The organism is Flavobacterium daemonense (assembly GCF_007341385.1).
Taxonomy (GTDB): domain Bacteria; phylum Bacteroidota; class Bacteroidia; order Flavobacteriales; family Flavobacteriaceae; genus Flavobacterium; species Flavobacterium daemonense.
Map to the genome: position 1 here is coordinate 14,158 of NZ_VJYD01000022.1, position 21,532 is coordinate 35,689.

At 33.5% G+C, this 21,532-nt stretch carries 19 protein-coding genes; 11 read left to right on the forward strand and 8 right to left on the reverse strand.

Features of this window, described 5'->3' with window-relative positions:
* Positions 1-92: 92 nt before the first annotated feature.
* From FND99_RS19500 to FND99_RS19525, 6 genes are all read right to left on the reverse strand, one after another.
* Complete coding sequence (locus FND99_RS19500) at positions 93-2,438, reverse strand: S9 family peptidase (RefSeq protein ID WP_144339603.1); 2,346 nt, start codon at positions 2,436-2,438, stop codon at positions 93-95.
* A gap of 288 nt (positions 2,439-2,726) precedes the next feature.
* A complete protein-coding gene (locus tag FND99_RS19505) occupies positions 2,727-3,314 on the reverse strand; it encodes a hypothetical protein (RefSeq protein ID WP_144339604.1) in 588 nt (195 codons plus the stop codon).
* Between the two features lie 111 nt (positions 3,315-3,425).
* Positions 3,426-4,256 (reverse strand): Cof-type HAD-IIB family hydrolase, encoded by an 831-nt coding sequence (locus FND99_RS19510; RefSeq protein ID WP_144339605.1) that lies wholly within the window; start codon positions 4,254-4,256, stop codon positions 3,426-3,428.
* Positions 4,257-4,381: 125 nt separating this feature from the next.
* Positions 4,382-4,744: a DUF1801 domain-containing protein gene (locus FND99_RS19515; protein WP_144339606.1), complete on the reverse strand. Its 363-nt coding sequence runs from the start codon at positions 4,742-4,744 to the stop codon at positions 4,382-4,384.
* Positions 4,741-5,235, reverse strand: a complete 495-nt coding sequence (locus FND99_RS19520) for a hypothetical protein (protein WP_144339607.1) — start codon at positions 5,233-5,235, stop codon at positions 4,741-4,743. The genes FND99_RS19515 and FND99_RS19520 overlap by 4 nt, the downstream gene beginning before the upstream one ends.
* A gap of 138 nt (positions 5,236-5,373) precedes the next feature.
* Positions 5,374-6,324: a PhoH family protein gene (locus FND99_RS19525; RefSeq protein ID WP_144339608.1), complete on the reverse strand. Its 951-nt coding sequence runs from the start codon at positions 6,322-6,324 to the stop codon at positions 5,374-5,376.
* Positions 6,325-6,507: 183 nt separating this feature from the next.
* On the opposite strand from FND99_RS19525, the gene FND99_RS19530 reads away from it, so the two are divergent.
* The 8 genes from FND99_RS19530 to FND99_RS19565 all read left to right on the forward strand — a co-directional run bounded on the left by FND99_RS19530 (position 6,508) and on the right by FND99_RS19565 (position 15,281).
* Positions 6,508-7,335, forward strand: coding sequence for an SAM hydrolase/SAM-dependent halogenase family protein (locus tag FND99_RS19530; RefSeq protein WP_144339609.1), 828 nt, complete (start codon positions 6,508-6,510; stop codon positions 7,333-7,335).
* Between the two features lie 280 nt (positions 7,336-7,615).
* Complete coding sequence (locus FND99_RS19535) at positions 7,616-7,912, forward strand: putative quinol monooxygenase (RefSeq protein WP_144339610.1); 297 nt, start codon at positions 7,616-7,618, stop codon at positions 7,910-7,912.
* Between the two features lie 180 nt (positions 7,913-8,092).
* Positions 8,093-8,818 carry a gliding motility-associated ABC transporter permease subunit GldF gene (gldF, locus tag FND99_RS19540; protein ID WP_144339611.1) on the forward strand — a complete coding sequence of 242 codons (726 nt, stop codon included), beginning with the start codon at positions 8,093-8,095 and terminating at the stop codon, positions 8,816-8,818.
* Entirely contained in the window at positions 8,818-10,503 is a 1,686-nt protein-coding gene (gldG, locus tag FND99_RS19545) for a gliding motility-associated ABC transporter substrate-binding protein GldG (RefSeq protein WP_144339612.1), read from the forward strand. The genes gldF and gldG overlap by 1 nt, the downstream gene beginning before the upstream one ends.
* A gap of 105 nt (positions 10,504-10,608) precedes the next feature.
* Entirely contained in the window at positions 10,609-11,727 is a 1,119-nt protein-coding gene (gene dnaN / locus FND99_RS19550; protein WP_144339613.1) for a DNA polymerase III subunit beta, read from the forward strand.
* Between the two features lie 579 nt (positions 11,728-12,306).
* Complete coding sequence (locus FND99_RS19555; RefSeq protein ID WP_144339614.1) at positions 12,307-12,936, forward strand: DsbA family oxidoreductase; 630 nt, start codon at positions 12,307-12,309, stop codon at positions 12,934-12,936.
* A gap of 66 nt (positions 12,937-13,002) precedes the next feature.
* Complete coding sequence (locus tag FND99_RS19560; protein WP_211356646.1) at positions 13,003-13,863, forward strand: AraC family transcriptional regulator; 861 nt, start codon at positions 13,003-13,005, stop codon at positions 13,861-13,863.
* A 77-nt stretch (positions 13,864-13,940) separates the two neighbouring features.
* Positions 13,941-15,281 carry an amidohydrolase gene (locus FND99_RS19565; protein WP_144339615.1) on the forward strand — a complete coding sequence of 447 codons (1,341 nt, stop codon included), beginning with the start codon at positions 13,941-13,943 and terminating at the stop codon, positions 15,279-15,281.
* 45 nt (positions 15,282-15,326) lie between these two features.
* Here the strand turns inward: FND99_RS19565 and FND99_RS19570 are convergent, their stop codons facing one another.
* Together FND99_RS19570 and FND99_RS19575 are read right to left on the reverse strand one after the other, a co-directional pair.
* Positions 15,327-17,099, reverse strand: a complete 1,773-nt coding sequence (locus FND99_RS19570) for a MutS-related protein (protein WP_144339616.1) — start codon at positions 17,097-17,099, stop codon at positions 15,327-15,329.
* A 69-nt stretch (positions 17,100-17,168) separates the two neighbouring features.
* Entirely contained in the window at positions 17,169-18,005 is an 837-nt protein-coding gene (locus FND99_RS19575) for a universal stress protein (protein WP_144339617.1), read from the reverse strand.
* A 183-nt stretch (positions 18,006-18,188) separates the two neighbouring features.
* Here FND99_RS19575 and mnmE point away from each other — a divergent pair, with 183 nt between their 5' ends.
* The 3 genes from mnmE to FND99_RS19590 all read left to right on the forward strand — a co-directional run bounded on the left by mnmE (position 18,189) and on the right by FND99_RS19590 (position 21,496).
* On the forward strand, positions 18,189-19,601 hold the full coding sequence (gene mnmE, locus FND99_RS19580) for a tRNA uridine-5-carboxymethylaminomethyl(34) synthesis GTPase MnmE (RefSeq protein WP_144339618.1): 1,413 nt from the start codon (positions 18,189-18,191) through the stop codon (positions 19,599-19,601).
* A 232-nt stretch (positions 19,602-19,833) separates the two neighbouring features.
* Complete coding sequence (locus FND99_RS19585) at positions 19,834-20,406, forward strand: helix-turn-helix domain-containing protein (protein ID WP_144339619.1); 573 nt, start codon at positions 19,834-19,836, stop codon at positions 20,404-20,406.
* Positions 20,393-21,496, forward strand: a complete 1,104-nt coding sequence (locus tag FND99_RS19590; RefSeq protein ID WP_144339620.1) for a site-specific integrase — start codon at positions 20,393-20,395, stop codon at positions 21,494-21,496. Before FND99_RS19585 ends, FND99_RS19590 begins: the two co-directional genes overlap by 14 nt.
* The last annotated feature ends 36 nt before the right edge of the window (positions 21,497-21,532 follow it).

Genomic DNA, 21,532 nt, shown 5'->3' on the forward strand with positions numbered 1-21,532 from the left:
TCGGCTTTTTAGTCGTCAGTGTTCAGTTGTTTAGTGTTCAGTTATTTTTTGCAGTCTAAAAACTGACTACTAAACAACTGAACACTGAACACTTACTTCAAAAGCGTCGAATTAAATAAATTCAAAATTCGGCTGTATTCATCGATCCAAGAGTACGTTTCTTTAAATCCGTGTGATTCAACAGGGAAAGAAGCTAGGCTCCAGTTCTTTTTCTCTAATTCAATAAAACGCTGTGACAAGCGTACAATATCTTTATACTCAACATTATCGTCAACCATTCCGTGAAGCATCACCAAATTTCCTTTTAAATTATCAGCAAAATAAATAGGTGAACTTTTTTTGTATGCATTCGGATCCGTTTCTGGGAAATTCAAAATATTTCCTGTGTAACCATGATTGTAATGTGCCCAGTCTGTAACCGAACGCAATGCCGCACCCGAAGCAAATTCGCCAGGAGTTGTCAACATTCCCATTAAAGTCATAAAACCACCGTATGAACCTCCGTAAATACCTACTCTATCAGCATCGATTCCGTATTTTTCAACCAATACTTTTTTACCATCTAAATGATCAGACAAATCTTTTCCTCCCATAAAACGATAAATTCCAGTTCTAAAATCGCGTCCATAACCATCACTTCCTCTATAATCGATATCTAAAACAGTGTATCCTAAATCTGTCAGCATATTATGGAACATATATTCTCTATAATAATTGCTCCAGAAATTATGCGCATTTTGTAGATATCCAGCACCGTGAACAAAAATAATTGCGGCTTTGTTTTTAGTTTCTGCAGTTGGCGTATAAACTCTCGCGTTTACCGGAGTTCCGTCCTGTGCTTTAAACGTAATTACTTCAGGCGCTCTCCATTGGTATTTTTTGAAATCTTCAGTTACCGAAGATGAAATTTGCTGTAAAGAGGCATTCTTTTTATTTTCAGCAACATAAAAATCCCACGGAATATTTTTATACGAATAGCGAACTAAAAGTGATTTTTCGTCTGGCGAAAGTACAACTTCATGCGCACCATCTTTGGTTAAAATTGGTTGTAAAACGCCATCTGCTAAAGCCAATTTATAGAAATCTCTATTTCCTGGATGTGTAGTATTTGTACTCAAATAAAATACTTTTTTATCTTTAGATAAAGTCACATCACGAACTTCCCAATTTCCTTTTGTCAATTGCGTTTTCTTTTTTGTTCTTATATTATAAGTGTATAAATGCGAATATCCTGTAGCTTCAGACTGGAAATAAATAGTTTCATTATCAGCTAAAAAATCTAAATTTCCAGATGCAAATGAATACGATGGAATTCCAGGTCCGCCAATCCAAGCTTCATCATGTTGATATTCAATTTCTTCAAAAGTTCCTTTATCCAAATTTAAATTCACCAACCATCTGTCTTTATTGTCCTGACTTCTGATTTCAACAATTGCCAATGATCCATTTTCATTATAAACAGGAGCCTGAGCAACAATTAATTTATCTTCTTTTGGTTTGTTTTTTAGATTATCATACTCCTGAAAATATTTTGGGGTATCTTGAATATGACTTAAAGTCGAAAAATTCACATAATAAACAGAATCCTTTGCAACAGAATAAATTCCGAATTTCGTTTTCACAAAATTATTAATCGATACTTTTTCCTTAGTTTCCGGATTTTGGTTATAACCGTCAGAAGTAATGAAAACCTCCATTTTTTCTTCCTTGACATCATTATCTTCAACTAATCGGAAAGTGGCAAAATTTCCATCCGGATTTACTTTCAGACTTGTAAATCTGTCTTTTCCGTAAAAATATTCTTTTGCAAAATCAGATTTAACTGCCTTTGATTTAGCAAGATTCCATTGTTTTTTAGCTTCTTTATCTCTTATAAACTGGAACAATTCTTTTTGTTGCGCAGTCAAAAAAGTTTCCTTTTCAGGTTTTGTTTCTTTTTTAGTTCCTTTACTAAAATTAGTAAGCTGCAAAACAGTTCCTTCTTTAGTATTGTATTTAAAAATATTATCATTTTGAGAGAAAAACAAAACTCCAGCTTCAGAACCTAATTGTAAATTTGAAATTGGCGCGGATTGCTGAATTAATTTTTTGCCAGTTTGTGACTTAATTGAATACGAGTACAAACTTCCTTTATCTATATAATAAACAATATCAGAACCCGGTTTGCTTTTAAAATCCATTTGAGAAAAAACAGCTTCTTTTGGCTGAACAACTTCTGGTTTTGTCATTCCTTTTTGCCAATAATAAGTACTTGCTCCTAATTCATCTTTCGGATTCCATTCAAAATAAACCTTTTTTCCATCTAAAGACCAGCGTCCGTTAGTAGGTTGATTTCCAATGAAAGATTCTCCTTTCATTATTTCTTCTAATTTTAATTTTTGAGAATTTCCGGTTATGGAAAGCAGCAAAAAAGCAAGAATAAAACTGTTTTTTATCATGGTAGTTGTATTTGAAAAAACAAAAATACACTTTGAAAACTATTAAAAAAATTGTTTTTATCTAATCAAACTTACCATATTAACTTTCAATGAATTATAAAAAAATACTTTAACACATAGAAGCATAGATTTTTGTATTGGAAAAAAGAAATCAAAAGAAACAAGTTTCCACACATAGACAAACTATGTGCATTTAAATTAGTGAAGCGTCTTTTTAAAATCTTCAAAAAAACTATGCTTCTATGTGTTAAAACAATTACATCCAATGCTTATGTTTAGCAGAAAAAGTTATTTAAAACTCAAAATTCCTTTTCCATACGATTTTATGGAATTATCAAGATTTCCAAGAGTAGTTTCTGAAAGTTTTTTAAAATCAGTATTTTTTACAATCAAAATTTGTCCATGATCTTTGGCTGGTGCGGCGGGAACAAAAATAACGGCATTTCCGTTTTCATCTTCTTCAATTAAATGAGCTGGTTGCCAGTAATCGCCAGTTTTAAATAAAATAGGCAAATCAGTACTTGGCTTTTTTGTTCTGCCTTTTAGTTTTTCTTCAGCCTCTTTTTTATTCTTTTCATAACCTGGCAAAAAAATCATCAGCTTGTCATCAACCCATTTTGTAAATCTTCGAAGCAATGACAAACGCATCAAATAACCACTGAAGTAAATTAAAAGCACTAAGATTATACCTCCCGCAACATCTGTAGCGTATTTTCCCAGCACAAGATCTAAACGCAGAAAATGCGCGAACTTTTCACCATAATTCTGAAAAAATTTCCAAACTTTTCCCACCAGTATAAAAAAAACAAGAAGCGGCAATAACAACAAGGCTCCCGAAATGCAATTTCTCTCAACTTGATTAAAGAATTCTTTCATCGCTAAATAAATTAAGGTTAAAAAAAAGAGCTAACTCCTTAAGAATTAGCTCTTATAAAAATAACGATTTATTTGCATTTGGCAATAAAACCAAATATAAAATATTTAATATTAGCTTGTTGCAAACTCCTTGTCAAGAATTTTAGAAGCAATATATCGTGCTACTCCATCTTCGGCGTTTGTTTTTATGACTTCTAAATTCGGAAGTGTCTCTTTTAACAAAGCAGGTGCATTTCCCATAATCAATCCTTTTCCTGCTGCAGAAAGCATTTGCACATCATTAAAACCATCTCCAAAAGAAACCGCTTCTGCTAATGTAAATCCTTCTTTCTCAAGCACTTTCTCAATAGCAACTGCTTTATCTACCGCTTTATCCATAAATTCCAGACAAGTTGGCAAACTAAAAGCGTGGTGCAAATGTTCTGATGAATTGGCTAAAATGGCATCTTTTAATTTTACTAATTTTTCATGATTTTCGCATGAAAAGAAAATTTTAATAGCGCCAAAATCTTCCAAAGTTTTATAATCAACCAATTCTGGACGGTATTTTAAATCAGCCTGAAAAGCATTTAATTTTTCGTTGATTCTGCTAGTCTGCCAAACATTTTCTTTGAATAAAACCACAGTGATGTCCGGATCAATTTCAACATTCAATGCCGCTTTAACCACATCACTATCTAAATTGAAAGAAAATAATTCTTCTTTATTTGGTGAATGAATTCTCGCTCCGTTTGAACTTACCAAGTAAACTGGCACTTCAAGCGTTTCAATAATAGCAAAAGCATCAAGATGATGACGGCCTGTAGCTACAACGATAAGATAACCTTGGTTATGTAATTCTTGAAAAATGGATTTTGTATATTCTGAAATTCTATGCTGAGGGTTGAGTAAAGTTCCGTCAAGGTCACTTATTACAGCCTTTATATTTTTAAGTTTTGTCATATTAATTTTCAACTATTTTGATGTGCAAATTTACGCCTTTAAGACGGGAAGACCAAAGTTTTAAGGCTTTAACCAGCCAAAATAAGGCAAGTTTATTATTTATTTAACTATTTCCTTAAATAAATTCAAATCTTGACGATTCCTGATTTATATAAATTCAAGGCTTTTGTTAAAACCGATTCAATTTGTTCCAAAGGCAAATCTTGATCGGCGTCAAGCAACATTATTTTCATTCGTGAACGCGTTTCTTGCAGTAAAAATGGTTCTTCAAAATATTTACCTTCAACTATTGCCAAATATGGTTTTTTGAACTTTTTATGAATCCATAAATAACAGAACATTTTCCCTTTATAGCAGAAAAACGGCATTCCGTATTTTAAAACATTAGTAATGTCTTCGTCTTGTTTTAAGATAATATCGCGCAAAGCAAGAAATGCTCCTTTTATAGGCTCTTCTTGATTTTGGTAGAAATCATCTAATTGTTTCATTTTCTGATTTTTTGAGTTTTAGCAAAAACAATTTTTAATGTATCAGGACATTGGGAACTTGGTTTTAACTTATAGATTAAAGAATCATTTTTTATGTAAAATACTTCTTTTGTAAAAAGACAAAAACTTTTCCCTTGATCCGGTTCTTCACAATTTGGCATTGTCAATAATGGCAAAGGTGCCTTATTCTTTCTGTCAAAGAATGTACAATCTGCAAAAGGAGAAATTACATAACATGTATCTATTTTTGTGCTACTCAATTCAATAGAATCTCCTATAACCCTCCATTTTCCTTTAGAAAATACTCCCCAATCACAACCACGACTTTTATAATAAAAAGTACTATCAGCATTTATTTTAATACTTGATTTACCTGGAATTATATATTCTGTATCATACCAAGTTCGAACAAATTTATTTTCTGGAATTTCTTTTTTTTGACATGAAATCAAACCAAAAAATAATAGTAAAATCGATATTCTTATTTTCATTTAAATGCTCTTAATTTATTTTTTAACTCAAAAAAATATTCGTTTTGCATCTTTCAAAACGAAAAATACAAAACGAATATTAATAAATGTTAAAACACATATCACGATTTACATTTAACATTTCACTAAAAATAAAACTTAGTCGTGATTTTCTATTTGCTTGTAAGCGTCGATTACCTTTTTCACTAATCTGTGGCGAACGATATCTTTATCATCAAGATATATAATTCCGATTCCTTCAATGTCTTTCAGAACCAAAATCGCTTCTTTAAGACCAGAAATAGTTCTTCGTGGCAAATCGACCTGACCAGGATCACCCGTAATCATAAACTTGGCGTTTTTTCCCATACGAGTCAAAAACATCTTCATTTGTGAATGCGTGGTATTTTGTGCTTCATCCAGAATTACAAAGGCGTTGTCTAGCGTTCGCCCGCGCATAAATGCAAGAGGCGCAATCTGAATAATTCCTTTTAAAATGTAATCTTCGAGTTTTTCATTAGGAAGCATGTCGCGCAAAGCATCGTAAAGCGGCTGCATATAAGGATCCAGTTTTTCTTTCATATCGCCGGGTAAAAATCCGAGGTTCTCCCCTGCTTCTACCGCCGGACGCGTTAATATGATCCTTTTTACTTCTTTATCTTTCAGCATTTTTACAGCCATTGCAACGCCCGTGTACGTTTTTCCAGTTCCAGCAGGTCCAATTGCAAACACCATATCATTTTTTTTGATGGTGTCTACCAGTAGCTGCTGATTTGGAGTCATGGCTTTGATAATTTTTCCGCCAACTCCGTGAACTAAAATTTTGTCGTGATCGTAAGCTTTTTTTTCCTCTTGGCCGTCACTCATAATTACACGCTCAATTACATTATCGTCAATGTTGTTGTATCTTGTAAAATGAAGCATCAGCCTCTGAAATCTCTTTTCGAATTCATCTAAAACCTCTTTTTCGCCAAAGGCTTTTAAAGTAGTCCCTCGCGCTACGATTTTAAGCTTTGGGTAATACTTTTTAATTATTTCAAGATGAGAATCCTGCGCGCCCCAAAAGTCTTTTGGAGCGATATCTATAAGCTCTATAATTCTTTCGTTCAAATGAGATAAATTTAAATTAAAAATAAATTTGTTTTGTAAATCTATGGCTGTCGGGTATGTTCATATCTTTAAACGCAAATTGTCTTTTCTTTCTTTCAATTTGTATTTACTATTACTAGATTTGCATTTCTCAAATTTAATGAAAATTAGATTTAAATACTATCAATAGTTATAAACAAAATGATGTCAATAATTACCCTTACTACGGATTACGGCTTAAAAGACCACTTTGTTGGTTCGCTGAAGGGTAAAATTCTTTCGGAGATTTCGAATGCAAAAATCATTGACATTTCACACGATATTGATCCATTCAACACTGCCGAAGCGAGTTACGTTATTGGAGCATCATATTTGAGTTTCCCAAAAGGAACGGTTCACTTAATTGGAGTCGATATTGAGCGCAATAAAGAGAATCAGCATATTGCCATGCAATGGAATGATCATTTTTTTATTTGTGCCGATAACGGAATTTTAAGCATGCTTACGCAGAAAATCGTGCCACAGAAAATCGTTGCCATCAATATTCACGATCGTTTTCCAGCTGAATATTCTGATTTAGACGTTTTTATTCAAGTTGCCTGTCATATTGCAAAAGGTGGTTTGCTGAATGTAATCGGCAAAGAAATCCCTGCTGTCAAAGAAGTTACAGAACTTCAAGCAGTTGTTGCTGCCGACGGAAATTCGCTTAAAGGATACGTTATATATATTGACCATTTTGGAAACGTTGTAACCAATATTTCTAAAAAACAATTTTTGGAGGTTTCCCGCGGACGCCCCTACGAAATCGTGATGAAGCCAAAAAGCATCAAAACAATTCTACCAAATTATTCGGCAATTGCAACTTCTGAAAAATATCCAATCAAAACTTATGAGGGTGAAAAACTGGCCATTTTTAATGAAGCTGGTTTCCTTGAAATTGCCATTTTTAGAAGCAATCCTTCTAAAGTGGGTTCTGCAAATAGTTTGCTGGGATTGAATTATCGTGATGTGATTACGGTTAAGTTTTTATAGAAATAGCCCACAGATTTAACTGATTAAACTGATTTTAATTCGTCTTTTTTGTCATTTCGACGAAGGAGAAATCTCCACGAGTAGCTCTACAAAGATTGGAGTCATTTATTGAGGAGTTTCTTGCGAAGATTTCTCCTCCGTCGAAATGACAATATTGTCTAAAAAACTATTCAAAATTTTTATAAAAACAACAATCAATTTTGGTACTTTTGCGCACCTGTATGACTTTAGACATTCAAAAAAATCTAAACACTGCAATCTAAAATCTAAAATTAAAAACATGTTCGTAAGAATAGTAAAAATGAGTTTTCACGAAGAAAAAATCCCAGATTTTCTGGAGAATTTCGAATCGGTGAAAGAAAAAATACGAAATGCCGACGGAAATCGTTTTTTAGAATTGTATCAGGACAAAAATGACAAATGTATTTTCTTTACCTATAGTTATTGGGAAACCGAACAAGATTTAGAAAATTACAGAAAATCTGAACTATTTAATTCGGTTTGGGATTTTACAAAAAAATTGTTTAATGCTAAGCCTGAAGCTTGGAGCGTTGACAAATTGGTTAGCTTGAATTAAAACGATTTAACCGCAAAGAACGCAAGTTTTTTTTCTTAAGAAACTTTGTAAAAACGCTAAAGTTCGCAAAGCATTGAGCAATAACTTTGCGAACATTGCGTAAAACTTTGCGCTCTTTGCGGTTAAAAAAAAACACAACACAATTACACGATTAAACAAATAAACGATTAAACATCATACATGAAATCAATCATTTTACGAGAAATAAAATCCTTTTTTGGTTCTCCTATTGGCTATTTGGTCATTGCGATTTTCTTAATCAGCAACGGACTATTTTTATGGGTATTTGAAGGAGATTATAATATTCTGAACACTGGTTACGCCGATTTGACTCCGTTTTTCACTTTAGCGCCTTGGATTCTAATTTTTCTGATTCCGGCTGTAACCATGAGAAGTTTCTCTGATGAAAAAAAACAAGGAACGCTTGAATTGCTTTTAACTAAACCATTATCTGTTTGGGAAATTGTAAACGGAAAGTTTTTCGGATCGTTTTTGCTTATCATATTAGCGATAATTCCAACGTTCATTTATGTCTTCGTAATTTCAGATTTAGGAAATCCGCAAGGTAATATTGATATGGGAAGCACAATTGGCTCTTATTTCGGATTGTTATTCTTAATTGGCTCTTATTCAGCAATTGGGATTTTCACTTCTACACTATCAGAAAACCAAATTGTTGCGTTTATCGTTGCGGTTTTTCTTTGCTTTATATTTTATTTTGGTTTTGAAGGCGTTGCGACTTTAATTCCGGGGCAATCTAATATTATTTCAGCATTTGGAATGCAAGATCATTTCAAAAGTATGAGCCGTGGCGTTCTTGATACGCGAGATATTATTTATTTCTTGAGTGTTACCGTTCTGTTTTTATCATTTACTGTTTATCAATTAAAATCTTTTAAAGCGTAATGAAAACATCTAATAAATTAAATTTAAAGACATTAGGCATTACAATTTTAGTTTTAATTGTTTTAAATGTTCTCGGAAGCTTATTTTTCCACCGTTTTGATTTAACCAAAGACAAACGTTATACATTGTCTCAAACCTCTTTACAGATTGTAAAACAGGTTAAAAATCCGTTGTCAATCAAAATTTACATGCAAGGCGATCTTCCTGCAGATTTCCGTCGTTTACAACAGGAAACCAAACAATTACTGGAAGAATTTCAAGCTTACAATAGTAATATAGTTTTCGAATTCGTAAACCCAATGGAAAACGAAGACGAAAGCATGGAAATGGTAAAATCACTTTATCAAAAAGGACTTACGCCAGTAAATATCACTGTTGACGATAAAGGAAAACAATCGCAAGCAATGGTTTTTCCTTGGGCAATTGCGGTTTATGATAATAAAGAAGTTAATATTCCGCTGTTGAAAAACATTATGGGAACTTCGACTACTCAAAAAGTAATTGGTTCTATTCAGCACCTTGAATATTCAATTGCCGATGCGATAAATAAAATCACCAAAGACAAACAAAAGAAAGTTGCTATTATAAAAGGAAACGAAGAATTGCACGAAGTTCATATTGCTAAATTGCTTCGCCAAATCAAAGAAAGCTATTATATTGGACCTTTTACTTTGGATTCGGTTGCCAAAGATCCAAACGGAACTTTAAACGCACTTAAAAAATATGATTTAGCGATTATTGCAAAGCCAACAGAAGCTTTTTCTGATGAAGAAAAAGAAGTTCTAGATCAATTTGTAATGAATGGCGGAAAAACAATTTGGCTGATTGATCAAGTTGCTGCAGATATGGACAGTTTGTATAATCAGGCTGGTGCGACATTGGCGTATCCGAGAGATTTGAATTTGAACGATATGTTCTTTAAATACGGTTTCAGAATTAACCCTGATTTAGTAAAAGACGAACAAGGAAGCCCTATAAAACTTGCAACCGGAGAACAAGGAAGCGCAACGCAATATCAGGATTTTATATGGAAATTTGCGCCAGTTGTTATTCCTACAAGCCAAAACCCAATTGTGAAGCATTTAGGCGGAATAAAATTTGATTTCGCAAGTCCGATTGATACTTTGAAAAACGGAATCAAAAAAACAGTTTTACTGCAATCATCTGTTAATTCTAAAAAAATTGGAACTCCAGCAGAAATCAATCTGAATATTGTAACCGAGCAGATTTCGCTTGAGCAATATCAAAATAAAGGCAACTTGCCTCTAGCTGTTTTATTAGAAGGTTCGTTCCATTCGGCGTTTCAAAATCGTGTATTGCCATTTAAAGAAAGTTCGTTTCAAGCGCAAGGAAAACCAAACAAAATGATTGTGATTGCTGATGGCGATTTAGCAAGAAATCAATTAGACAAAAACTTGATGCCAGTAGAATTGGGCTATGATCAGCGTACAGGAAACCTTTATGACAACAAAGATTTCATGATGAACTGCATCAATTATCTGCTTGATGACACCGGACTTATTAACATTAGAAGCAAAGATGTTGAACTGCCGCTTTTAGACAAAGAAAAAGTTTACGAAAACTATACGCGCACGCAATTCATAACTATCGGACTTCCAATTCTAATTTTATTGATTTTTGGACTGTTATTTACTTTCCTTAGAAAAAGAAAATACAGCAAATAGATGTTGATAAAAAAATGTCATACTTTAGATAGTTTAAGATATATTTGTAATCCGTATTCATAACGGCAAATATTAGTGAATACAACAAAAAATAAAACAAAAGAGATGAAATTTATAGTATCGAGTTCTTACTTATTAAAACAACTACAAGTTTTAGGAAGTGTAATCAACAGCAACAATACACTGCCTATTTTAGATAACTTTTTATTTGAACTAAACAATAATGAGTTGACAGTTTCGGCATCAGATCTTGAAACTACAATGTCGGCTACATTATCGATCGATTCTACAAGTAAAGGAAGCGTTGCTGTACCTGCAAAACTTTTGCTTGAAATTTTAAAAACATTTCCAGAACAGCCTTTGACTTTTACAGTTGAAGACAACAATACAGTTGAAATCAGTTCTAACTCAGGTAAATACGCATTAGCATATGCAGCCGGAGAAGAATTTCCAAAATCTGTAAATCTTGAAGATCCATCTGTAACTCTTGTTCCTGCTGATGTTTTAGCAACTGCTGTAAGCAAAACTATTTTTGCTGCCGGAAACGACGATTTGCGTCCGGTAATGTCTGGAGTTTTCTTCCAGTTTTCACCAGAAGGATTGACTTTTGTTGCTACAGATGCTCACAAATTGGTAAAATATGCACGTACAGATGTAAAAGCATCTCAGGTTGCTGATTTTATTATGCCAAAGAAACCTTTGAACATCTTGAAAAGTATTTTAGGAAGTTCTGACGCTGAAGTAAAAATTGAATACAACGATTCAAATGCGACTTTCTCATTTGACAATTATATCTTGATGTGTCGTTTGATCGACGGAAAATACCCAAATTATGAAGCGGTAATTCCAAAAGAAAATCCAAACAAATTAATGATTGACCGTTCTTTATTTTTAAGTTCTGTTCGTCGTGTTGCGATTTTCTCAAACAAAACTACACACCAAATCCGTTTAAAAATCGCTGGAGCGGAATTGAATGTTTCTGCTGAAGATATTGATTACTCAAACAAAGCAGAAGAAAGGTTGACTTGTGATTATCAAGGAGATGATCTTCAAATTGGTTTCAACTCGCGTTTTTTAACAGAGATGCTTACGAATTTACAATCTGACATGATTATGTTGGAAATGTCATTGCCAAACAGAGCTGGAATCCTTACTCCAGTTGATGGTCTAGAAGAAGGAGAAACAGTAACAATGCTGGTAATGCCTGTAATGTTAAATAGTTAACATCAAAACTTCTTTTTGTTACAGGGATTTTTTTTAGTTTCGAATTAAAGGCATATCATTGTAAAAAAAAAATATCGCTATTAACCAACCATTTTTTATACCTAGAAACCGCAATTCTTTTTTTAAGATTTGCGGTTTTTTATTTAGGGAGATTTTTGTTTGAAGTTTCAGGTTTAAAGCTTCATGTTGATATACTATACCTATAATTTAACCGCAAAGACGCTAAGAACAACGCAAAGTTCGCAAAGTTGTTTTCACAAAGCTTTGCGAACTTTGCGTTTGTAAGCACAATCTTAATCAAATAACTTTGCGTGCTTTCCGGTTAAATCACGCAACACATCTTACACCAGTAAACCCGACAGGTTTTTAAAACCTGTCGGGTTTGTTGCACAAAGAAAACTTGAAGACTGAAACTAGCAAAGTTCGCAAAGTTTAAATAAAGCTTTGCGAACTTTGCTTTTGTGAGCACAATCTTGATCAAAAAACTTTGCGTGCTTTGCGGTTAAACTTCACACAAGCCATTCAACCTGAAACCTAAAACTTCAAACCTGAAACAAATTTTTTCTGTAACTTTGTACTATGAAAATAGAAATTTGGTCGGACATCATGTGTCCGTTTTGTTATATCGGAAAAAGACAATTGGAGACGGCTTTAAAACAGTTTCCTGAAGATAACTTCGAAATTGAATGGAAAAGCTTTCAGCTTGATCCAAGTATCACACCACAATCTGGAAAAGACGTTTACACGTTTTTAGCTGAAAGAAAAGGCATGTCACTTGAACAATCAAAAGAAATGCATAAAGGTGTCGCAGAGCGCGCCAAAAGCGTTGGTTTGGATTATAACTTCGATAAAGCGGTTATTTCAAATTCTTTAGAAGCGCATCGAATCATTCAATTGGCGAAAACGAAAAAATTAGGCGATGAAATGGGAGAAATTTTCTTCAAAGCTTATTTTACAGAAGGCCGTGATTTAAATAATGGTCCAACGCTGATAGAATTGGGAGAAAAAGCTGGTTTAGATAAAGCTGAAATTTTAGAAGTGCTTCAAAACGAAAATTTATTTTTGAAAGAAGTGCAGCACGACATCACCGAAGCACAAGAAATAGGCGTCCAAGGCGTTCCGTTTTTTGTTTTTGACCGAAAATATGCCGTATCAGGCGCTCAGCCCGTAGAAGCTTTTGTAAATACAATTAATGAAGTGCTGAAGTAATTCAGCACTTTTTGTTTCTTTAAAAGTCATTTTATTACAAAGTAAAACAGACGCAAACCAAGTGCAATGGCAATTAAAAAAACAAACCAAAATATTCCGCTTCTTGGTCTTCAAGAATTTCAGAAAGAACAAGATACGCATTTAGATCAGCTTGTTTTTAACGAACTTCATGGAGAAAGACATATTGACAAACCGCATCAACATGATTTTTTTATTATTATCCTTTTTGATCAAGCAAAAGGCGTCCACAATATCGACTTTGTAGATTATAAAATCAACAACCATCAAATTCATCTTCTTTTTCCTGGACAAGTTCACAAATGGCATATCGAACCTGACACAACAGGTTATCAACTTATGATTGGCAGAGATTTTTTTGAAAGCTTTTCCTCAAGCTTCAGATTTTCATTTGCACAATATCACAATCATCCCGTTATAGAACTGAGTCAGGAATCATACAATCTTTTGGAATATGAATTTTTAGCAATTAAAACCGAAATCGAAAGCCAAGATTCTCTTCAAGAATTAATAAGTTCGCGTACTTCTGTTATTGCTTCGATTATCAGCAAAGAAGCTGCAAAAGTATTTTCAGATCATAATATTTATCAAACAGAACCAAGAATTGCAAAATTTCAAGAACTGATTAACATCAATTTTAAAGAAGAAAAATCGGTTTCTTTTTACGCTTCAAAACTCAATATTTCAGCTAATTACTTAAACATACTCTGTAAAAAATATTTAAAAATTTCGGCTACAGAAGTTATTCAGCAACGAATTCTTTTGGAAGCAAAACGACATCTTAAAGCAACAGCATTATCAGTAAAGGAAATTGCCTTTGAATTGGGTTTTGTCGATCACAGCTATTTTTCGAATTTCTTCAAAACACAAACCGGAACAGCACCAACAAATTTTCGCGAGCAGTTATAAATCTTTCAAGCCTTGGAATAAATTTTATAGGTCTTTTATTGATACGAATTCTATTTTTGTGTAAATATTTATTCAGTATGACAGATTCAAATATAACCCGTAAAGATTTTTTAAGAAACTCCGTTTTTGGAGTTGCAGGACTTGCTGTTGGTTCAAGTTTCCTAAATACAGCCAATGCAGCTACAAGGAATGAACCTAATTCTGAAATAAAAACTTCGGCCGGGAAAAATTATACTCTAAAAAATGTCAGGTTAGAAACGGGTTTTGAATATGAAGATAACGACGTTGTACGCACTAAAACAGAATTATTCTGCATTGAAATAAGCGACGGAAAAATAAAAGCTATTTCGCCAAACAAACCCAATTCAGCCGCTATTGATGCAAAAGGTTTATTGATGCTTCCTGCATTTAGAGACATGCATATTCATTTAGACAAAACATTTTATAATGACTGGCATGCTGTTAAAAAAAGAACTGGCGGCGTAAAAGGAATGATTGCGCTCGAACAGCAAATTCTCCCAGAAATGCTGAAAAATTCTACTCAAAAAGCAGAAAAACTGATTGAATTATTACAATCTCACGGAACATCGTTTGCGCGTAGTCACGTAAACATAGAACCGACTTCAAAACTTCAATCTTTAAAAAATCTACAAATAGCTTTAGAAAACAAGAAAAATACTTTTGGTGCCGAATTAGTTGCTTTTCCGCAACACGGCGTTTTTTATACCGATTCTGTTCCGTATTTAAAAGAAGCTGCCAAAATGGATATCGATTTTATTGGCGGACTTGATCCTTATTCTATTGATGGCGCAATCGAAAAAACAATTGATTTTACAGTTCAATTGGCATTGGACAACAAAAAGGGAATTGATATTCATTTGCATGAATCGGGTGAATCTGGAGTAAAAACTATAGATTATTTAATAGAGAAAGTAAATGAGAATCCTGATTTAAAAGGAAAAACATTTCTCAGCCATTGTTTTGCACTCGGAAAACTAGAAAAAACCAAACAAGAAGAAATGGCTGAAAAACTAAGCAATGCTCAAATAGGAATTGTTTCAACGATACCTTTTGGAAGTTTAGTCATGCCAATTCCCACTTTAATGAAATATGGCGTAAATGTAATGACAGGAAACGACAGCATTATCGATCACTGGAATACATTTGGAACCGGAAGTGTTTTGCAAAAGGCAAATCTTGCATCGCAATTATACGGGCAAACCACTGAACTTGCATTGTCAAGAATGCTTAAATTAGCAACTGCAGGTCCAATTCCGTTAGACGACAAAGGTATTCAGCAATGGCCAAAAAATGGCGACAAAGCTGACCTAGTTTTTCTTGATGCAAGTTGCTCTGCAGAAGCAGTTTCAAGGATGTCACCTGTACGAATGCTTATACACAACGGAACTATCGTTTAAAAAAAAAGCCTAAAGAATTTACAAGAATTCTTTAGGCTTTTTCTTTTAAATCACTCCCATTTTTTGCATTAAGAAAGTAGCGCTTTTATTTTTACAAATACCGCCTCTCAGTTTATAATCAAAATAAAGTTCGTTATTCTTGATTTCGACTTCAAAACATTGATTCGTCAGAATATCAGGATATTCATTTGTTGTCAAGCAGACTTCAATATCATGTGTTGCGATTGCTCCAATTGCTTTTTGCGCGATTACCTTTTTAACCACTTCAATAGTTCCGTTTCGTTTATCATCAGAATTTGTTCCTCTTAAAATTTCATCTAACAAAACAAAAGCTGGTCTATCTTCTAATGCATCCATAATTTGTTTTAAACGTTTGATTTCAGCAAAGAAATACGATTCGCTGTCGGCCAAAGAATCGGATAATCGCATTGAAACCAATACTGGAAGTGGATGAATATTAGCTTTTGAAGCACAAACAACTGACCCAATTCCACCTAAAACCATATTAACACCCAAACTTCTTAAAAAAGTACTTTTACCAGACATATTTGAACCTGTTAAAATCATGAAAGATTCCGGATAAAAATGAGTGTCATTCCCTACTCTAGTTAGTGGATTTAATAAAGGATGACTCAAATCTGAAAAACCAATTTTATATTCTGAATTGATTTCTGGGAAAACAAAATCAGGATTATTGTATGCTAAATTTGCTAAACTATTCAACGCTTCAAACTCGCCAATAACAGCAATCCATTTTTCAAGTTCTTCAGAATAATTATCTTTCCACTTTAAAAGCGCTTTTAAAACATGAAGATTAAACAAAAAAGTACCATTAAACAAAGTTGCTGTCACTAAATTACTTATAGTGTCCATTCTTGAAAACAACTCTGATAACTGTTTTAAATGCACACTTGCCGGTGCATTCTTGAAAACAAGTTGTTGTTGTAAATCTCTTAATTTTTTAGATTGAAAGGTTTCTGTTTCAATTCTCTGAACTAATAAACTATATTGCTTGATTATTTTATCAACGTTATCAGCCTTCGCAATTTCAGACTGAATTCTTTTCAATGATCTTCCTACAACCATCAAATTCGCAATAAAAACATAACTCAAATAGGATAGTAAAATCGTTTTTGAAGTAATATAATATGCAATTAAAACACCAAAAAACAACGCAGGCAGTGCAAACGACAGCAAAACCGTCACTTTAGGTAATGTATTATTTTTAAATGAATTCCAATGAATTATAGAATCATACGAAGCTTTACTGTCAGAACTGACAGTAGCTAATGCTAAAAAATCCTGACGCCAATCGATCTTCGTTTTAAGTTCGTTTATAGCTTCCTGATTTTCTAAAATAACTTCATTTGGAAAAAGATGCAACAACTTATTTGCTAAGGTTTTTTTTCCGATAAATGTTGCTGTTCTGTTTAAATTTTGGAACAAAGAATGATCACCGAAAATATCCAAATCATACGCATATGGATGATGAAAATCGTTGAATTCGATTCCGTTTTCAAAAGGCAATTTTTCTCTTTTTAAAAACGAAATTTCATTTTGATTAATTTTTAAAAGTGCGGTGGTAAGTTGTTTTTGAAAAGATAATTTAGTGTGGATTTTCATTAAAAAAATAAAACCAACAAAAGACAAAACTGCCATCACGACAAACAGTATATCATTGGTTTTGATGTAATAAAACAACATAAACAAACAAAGAAAAACTGTTAACAGACGCAAAATACTGATGCTGTTGTATCTTTTATTGATTTTATTATAAAGATTGGAAAAGTGTGCGACTTTATTTTGATATACTTCCATTTTAAATTTTATTGAAGTACAAATATAAATTTTACACTTTCAAAACTGTTATTTAAATAATTTTCTTTTTTATTCCTTTTCATGCATTACTAAAACGGGCACAGAAACTTCTTTGGTAATTTTTTTTGAAAAGCTCGATTCAAAAATGCTTTCAAAAAAAGATCTTTTGTGCGTTATAGTTGTCAGAATATCAATGTCTTTATAAAGAATAAAGTCAAGAATAGTTTCTTTTACTTCATCGCTTGGGAGAACTAAAAATTCAACATTTTCATTCGCAAATTCCTGTTCCCATTCTTTAATTGTCATTTCTGAAACGTCAGAATGTGAAGTTTTCACGTATAAACTTTTGACTTTTGCGTCCGTCTTTTTAGCAATTTTCAATATTCTTTGCAGTACCTTTTTATCTTTTTCGCGGTATCTGGTGGTAAATCCAATGACTTTTACCTTTTTATATTTAGCATCGACAGGAACGCACAAAACAGGCACATTAACTTCTGAAATCACCGAGTTTGTATTTGATCCGGTAAAAAACTTTGTCCAATCAGAAACACCGGTGGTTCCCATTATTACAAAATCAACTTGATCTTCTTCGACAGCATTTTTCAAATTAAAAATCAAATCACCGTCCATCAATCGATGCTTGATGACAATATTTTCTAATTTCCGCTCTGCGGCAATAGCTCTCAATTTTGGAATTTCATCTTTAAACATCTCAAATTTAGCCAATTCTATTGAGCTGTAAATCGAGGCATAATTTTCTGGAAAAAACTGGCTGTCATACACCGGAATCTCAAAAGTATGAAGCAAAATAAGTTCGGCGTTGACAATTTTGGCAAACTCTAGTGCGTGGACAAACGCATTTGTAGCCGCTTCAGAAAAATCTGTGGGAAATAATATCTTTTTCATTTTGTTAAGGATTAGTGTATTGTTCTCTCAAATTTAATCATTCTAAAAACAAAACAACCTGATAATTATCAGTATTTTAACACTTAATAATTTCTTAAAAAGGAGATTTATGCAACATCTTATTTCGATTTTCAGCTTTGGATCAGACATTCAATTTTAAGGCATTTTTTATACCTTTGCATTATGATAAATCAAGATTCTATAGTTGCATTAGCTACTCCTTCAGGAGCTGGAGCTATTGCTGTCATTCGTATTTCAGGTTCAGAGGCAATTACAATTGGAAATTCTGTTTTTAAATCCATAAAAAATAAAGATTTAACGAAACAGAAAACACATACACTGCATTTAGGTCATATTATTGATAATGAAAAAACGCTTGATGAAGTTTTGGTTTCGATATTTAAAGGGCCAAATTCTTATACGGGCGAAGATACGATTGAGATTTCTTGCCATGGCTCCACTTATATTCAGCAACAAATTATTCAGTTATTATTAAGAAAAGGTTGTAGAATGGCCGATGCCGGTGAATTCACCTTAAGAGCTTTCTTAAACGGAAAACTCGATTTATCTCAGGCAGAAGCTGTTGCCGATTTGATTTCGTCTGATAATGAAGCTTCTCACCAAATTGCGATGCAGCAAATGCGCGGCGGTTTCAGCAACGAAATTGCCAAACTTCGCGAAGAACTTTTGAACTTTGCTTCGTTAATCGAATTAGAATTAGATTTTGCAGAAGAAGATGTAGAATTTGCCGACCGAACTCAGTTTCATGAATTACTAAACCGAATTGAATTTGTTTTAAAACGCTTAATTGATTCTTTTGCTGTCGGAAACGTTATTAAAAACGGAATTCCGGTTGCTATTGTTGGTGAACCAAATGTTGGAAAATCGACTTTACTGAATGCTTTATTGAACGAAGAACGCGCTATTGTTTCAGACATTGCAGGAACAACTCGTGATACTATCGAAGATGAATTGACCATCGGCGGAATTGGTTTCAGATTTATTGACACAGCAGGAATTCGCGAAACAAAAGATGTTGTAGAAAGCATCGGAATCAAAAAAACTTTTGAGAAAATCGATCAGGCGCAGGTTGTTTTGTATCTAGTTGATGGTTGTCAATTGTCGGCTGATGGAAGACTGGATAACTTACTTGTTGAAATTAACAAAACGCAAAATCAATACCCTCAAAAACCTATTTTGGTTATCATCAATAAAAAAGACTTACTTTCAAAAGAAGCAATAGATGAAATTGATGCCAAACTATCAACTAACAACCAAAAACCAACAACAATTTACATTTCCGCTAAAGAAAAAATTGGAGTTGATGAATTAAAGAATGAATTGCTTTCTTTTGTCAACACAGGCGCACTCCGCAATAACGAAACAATCGTAACGAATACAAGGCATTACGATTCTTTATTAAAAGCTTTGGATGAAATTCAAAAAGTGAAATATGGCTTAGAAACTAATCTTTCAAGCGATTTAATGGCATTGGATATTCGCGAAGCTCTATATCAATTCGGGCTTATCACAGGTCAGGTTACTAATGATGAATTGCTGGGGAATATTTTTGCTAATTTCTGCATCGGGAAATAGGGCGACAAAATAACGCAAAATAAAAACAAACAAACGAGTTAATATATTGATAAACAATATTTTAACTCGTTTTTTACTTGCGTTTTCTTTTGGATGTTAAGTGATGTTTTGATTAAATTTGTACCTTGTTTGTACCTCGAAAAACTGAGATGCAAAAAATATTTTTTCGTGGCCAAATGATGGCACGTAGAGACACACATAGTCACAGTGGGACACTTAAAGTCACATTACTATGAGTTCAAACATTAAGATTACCAGAATCTGCGAATTCTGTAAAAATGAGTTTACAGCACGCACAACAAAGACACTTTACTGTTCGCTTAAATGCAGCTCCAAGGCCTATAAATCAAGGGCTAGGAAGTCAAAAATCGATCAAAGCAACAAGCAGACAGAATCGGTCAAAAATGCCAATTTGGAGGTCATTAAGACCAAAGATTTCATCGATGTTAATATGGCCAGTAATTTGCTCGGCATCAGCAAAAGGACTATTTACAGGTTGATCGAAAGGGGCGAGCTTAATATTGCAAAATTCGGCAGAAGAACCATTATTCGCAGATGCGACCTGGACAGCTTTTTTTCCGTTCCATTAGAGGAGTCGATGCTGCAGCCAGTACAGGAATTTCCTGGTCTAGACAGATGCTACAACATCACACAGATACAGCAGAAATTTAAAATTTCAGCAAGCGCCCTGTATATGCTTATACAAAGGCATGGAATAGCTAAATATTCTGTTGGAAAGTTTAATTATGTCGCGAAAAAAGATATTGATATTATATTTAATGCAGGAGAAAATGAAAAAGACTAATGTAACATTAAGAAGAAAATTATTGACTGACGGCAGAATATCCCTTTATCTTGACTTCTATCCATCAATATTGAACAGTGAAACAAACAAGCAAACACGTCGAGAATTTTTAAAACTGTATCTTTTTGAAAAGCCTAAAACCCAGATTCAAAAAATTTCCAACATTGAAACACAGCATACAGCTGAACTCATTCAGATTCGCAGGCAAAATGAGCTCCGCAAGAATGACGTATACTCTGCATTCGAAAGAGAACAGCTGGAACTGCAGAAAATAGGAAAAGGATCTTTTATGAAATACTTTAATGATCTAGCTGATAAAAAAGATGGAAAAAATTTTGCAATCTGGAACAGTGCAATTGCTCATTTTGAAGACTTTCTTAACGGGAAAGATGTCTGTTTCATGGATATTACTGTAATTTTATTAAATGACTATAGGGAATATTTGCTAAAAGCTAAAAGCAGAAGGGATACTGGAAATGTTTTAGCGCGCAATACCGCACTCTCCTACTACAACAAACTCAAAACGACACTTAAGAGAGCTTACAAAGAGGGAAAATTGAGAACTGATATCAACGCTGGGATTGACTCAATAAAGGAAGCAGAAACGCATCGAAATTTTTTAACCTTGAATGAGGCAAAAAACCTTTTTAACACACCTTGCTCCAGCCAAATCGTGTATAAAATTTCAATGTTCTCTACATTGACCGGACTCAGGTATTCCGATATTTCAAAATTAATATGGTCAGAGATTGAATTTATTGAGCATGACGGATACTACATAAGATTTAAGCAGAAAAAAACCGAAGGTCTCCAGACCATGCCTATTTCAGAAGAAGCATATGAACTTCTTGGCGAGCGGAAAAATGAAAAGGAAAAAGTTTTTGTGGGACTGAAAAAATGGGACGTTGACAGAGTCCTGCCGGTTTGGCTTGCTCTTGCAGGAATAAATAAGCATATTACTTTTCACTGCTTTCGCCATACCTACGCCACTCTGCAGATATTCTCCGGCACTGATATTTTTACCGTATCTAAAATGCTAGGCCATAAAAGTGGAAAAACCGGTCAAATTGACCACCACTTTCCAGTGTAAATTGATCACCAGTTCCGGAGCAAACTGACCACCATT

Excerpts from the sequence above, each read along its gene's own strand:
- FND99_RS19505 (WP_144339604.1), bottom strand. The coding sequence starts at position 3,314 with ATGAAAGAATTCTTTAATCAAGTTGAGAGAAATTGCATTTCGGGAGCC.
- FND99_RS19535 (WP_144339610.1), top strand. The coding sequence starts at position 7,616 with ATGTTCGTAAGAATAGTAAAAATGAGTTTTCACGAAGAAAAAATCCCA.
- FND99_RS19590 (WP_144339620.1), top strand. The coding sequence starts at position 20,393 with ATGAAAAAGACTAATGTAACATTAAGAAGAAAATTATTGACTGACGGC.
- gldF (WP_144339611.1), top strand. The coding sequence starts at position 8,093 with ATGAAATCAATCATTTTACGAGAAATAAAATCCTTTTTTGGTTCTCCT.
- FND99_RS19520 (WP_144339607.1), bottom strand. The coding sequence starts at position 5,235 with ATGAAAATAAGAATATCGATTTTACTATTATTTTTTGGTTTGATTTCA.
- FND99_RS19500 (WP_144339603.1), bottom strand. The coding sequence starts at position 2,438 with ATGATAAAAAACAGTTTTATTCTTGCTTTTTTGCTGCTTTCCATAACC.
- FND99_RS19510 (WP_144339605.1), bottom strand. The coding sequence starts at position 4,256 with ATGACAAAACTTAAAAATATAAAGGCTGTAATAAGTGACCTTGACGGA.
- FND99_RS19530 (WP_144339609.1), top strand. The coding sequence starts at position 6,508 with ATGTCAATAATTACCCTTACTACGGATTACGGCTTAAAAGACCACTTT.
- FND99_RS19575 (WP_144339617.1), bottom strand. The coding sequence starts at position 18,005 with ATGAAAAAGATATTATTTCCCACAGATTTTTCTGAAGCGGCTACAAAT.
- FND99_RS19565 (WP_144339615.1), top strand. The coding sequence starts at position 13,941 with ATGACAGATTCAAATATAACCCGTAAAGATTTTTTAAGAAACTCCGTT.
- FND99_RS19555 (WP_144339614.1), top strand. The coding sequence starts at position 12,307 with ATGAAAATAGAAATTTGGTCGGACATCATGTGTCCGTTTTGTTATATC.
- FND99_RS19515 (WP_144339606.1), bottom strand. The coding sequence starts at position 4,744 with ATGAAACAATTAGATGATTTCTACCAAAATCAAGAAGAGCCTATAAAA.
- dnaN (WP_144339613.1), top strand. The coding sequence starts at position 10,609 with ATGAAATTTATAGTATCGAGTTCTTACTTATTAAAACAACTACAAGTT.
- FND99_RS19585 (WP_144339619.1), top strand. The coding sequence starts at position 19,834 with ATGAGTTCAAACATTAAGATTACCAGAATCTGCGAATTCTGTAAAAAT.
- FND99_RS19570 (WP_144339616.1), bottom strand. The coding sequence starts at position 17,099 with ATGGAAGTATATCAAAATAAAGTCGCACACTTTTCCAATCTTTATAAT.
- mnmE (WP_144339618.1), top strand. The coding sequence starts at position 18,189 with ATGATAAATCAAGATTCTATAGTTGCATTAGCTACTCCTTCAGGAGCT.
- FND99_RS19560 (WP_211356646.1), top strand. The coding sequence starts at position 13,003 with ATGGCAATTAAAAAAACAAACCAAAATATTCCGCTTCTTGGTCTTCAA.
- gldG (WP_144339612.1), top strand. The coding sequence starts at position 8,818 with ATGAAAACATCTAATAAATTAAATTTAAAGACATTAGGCATTACAATT.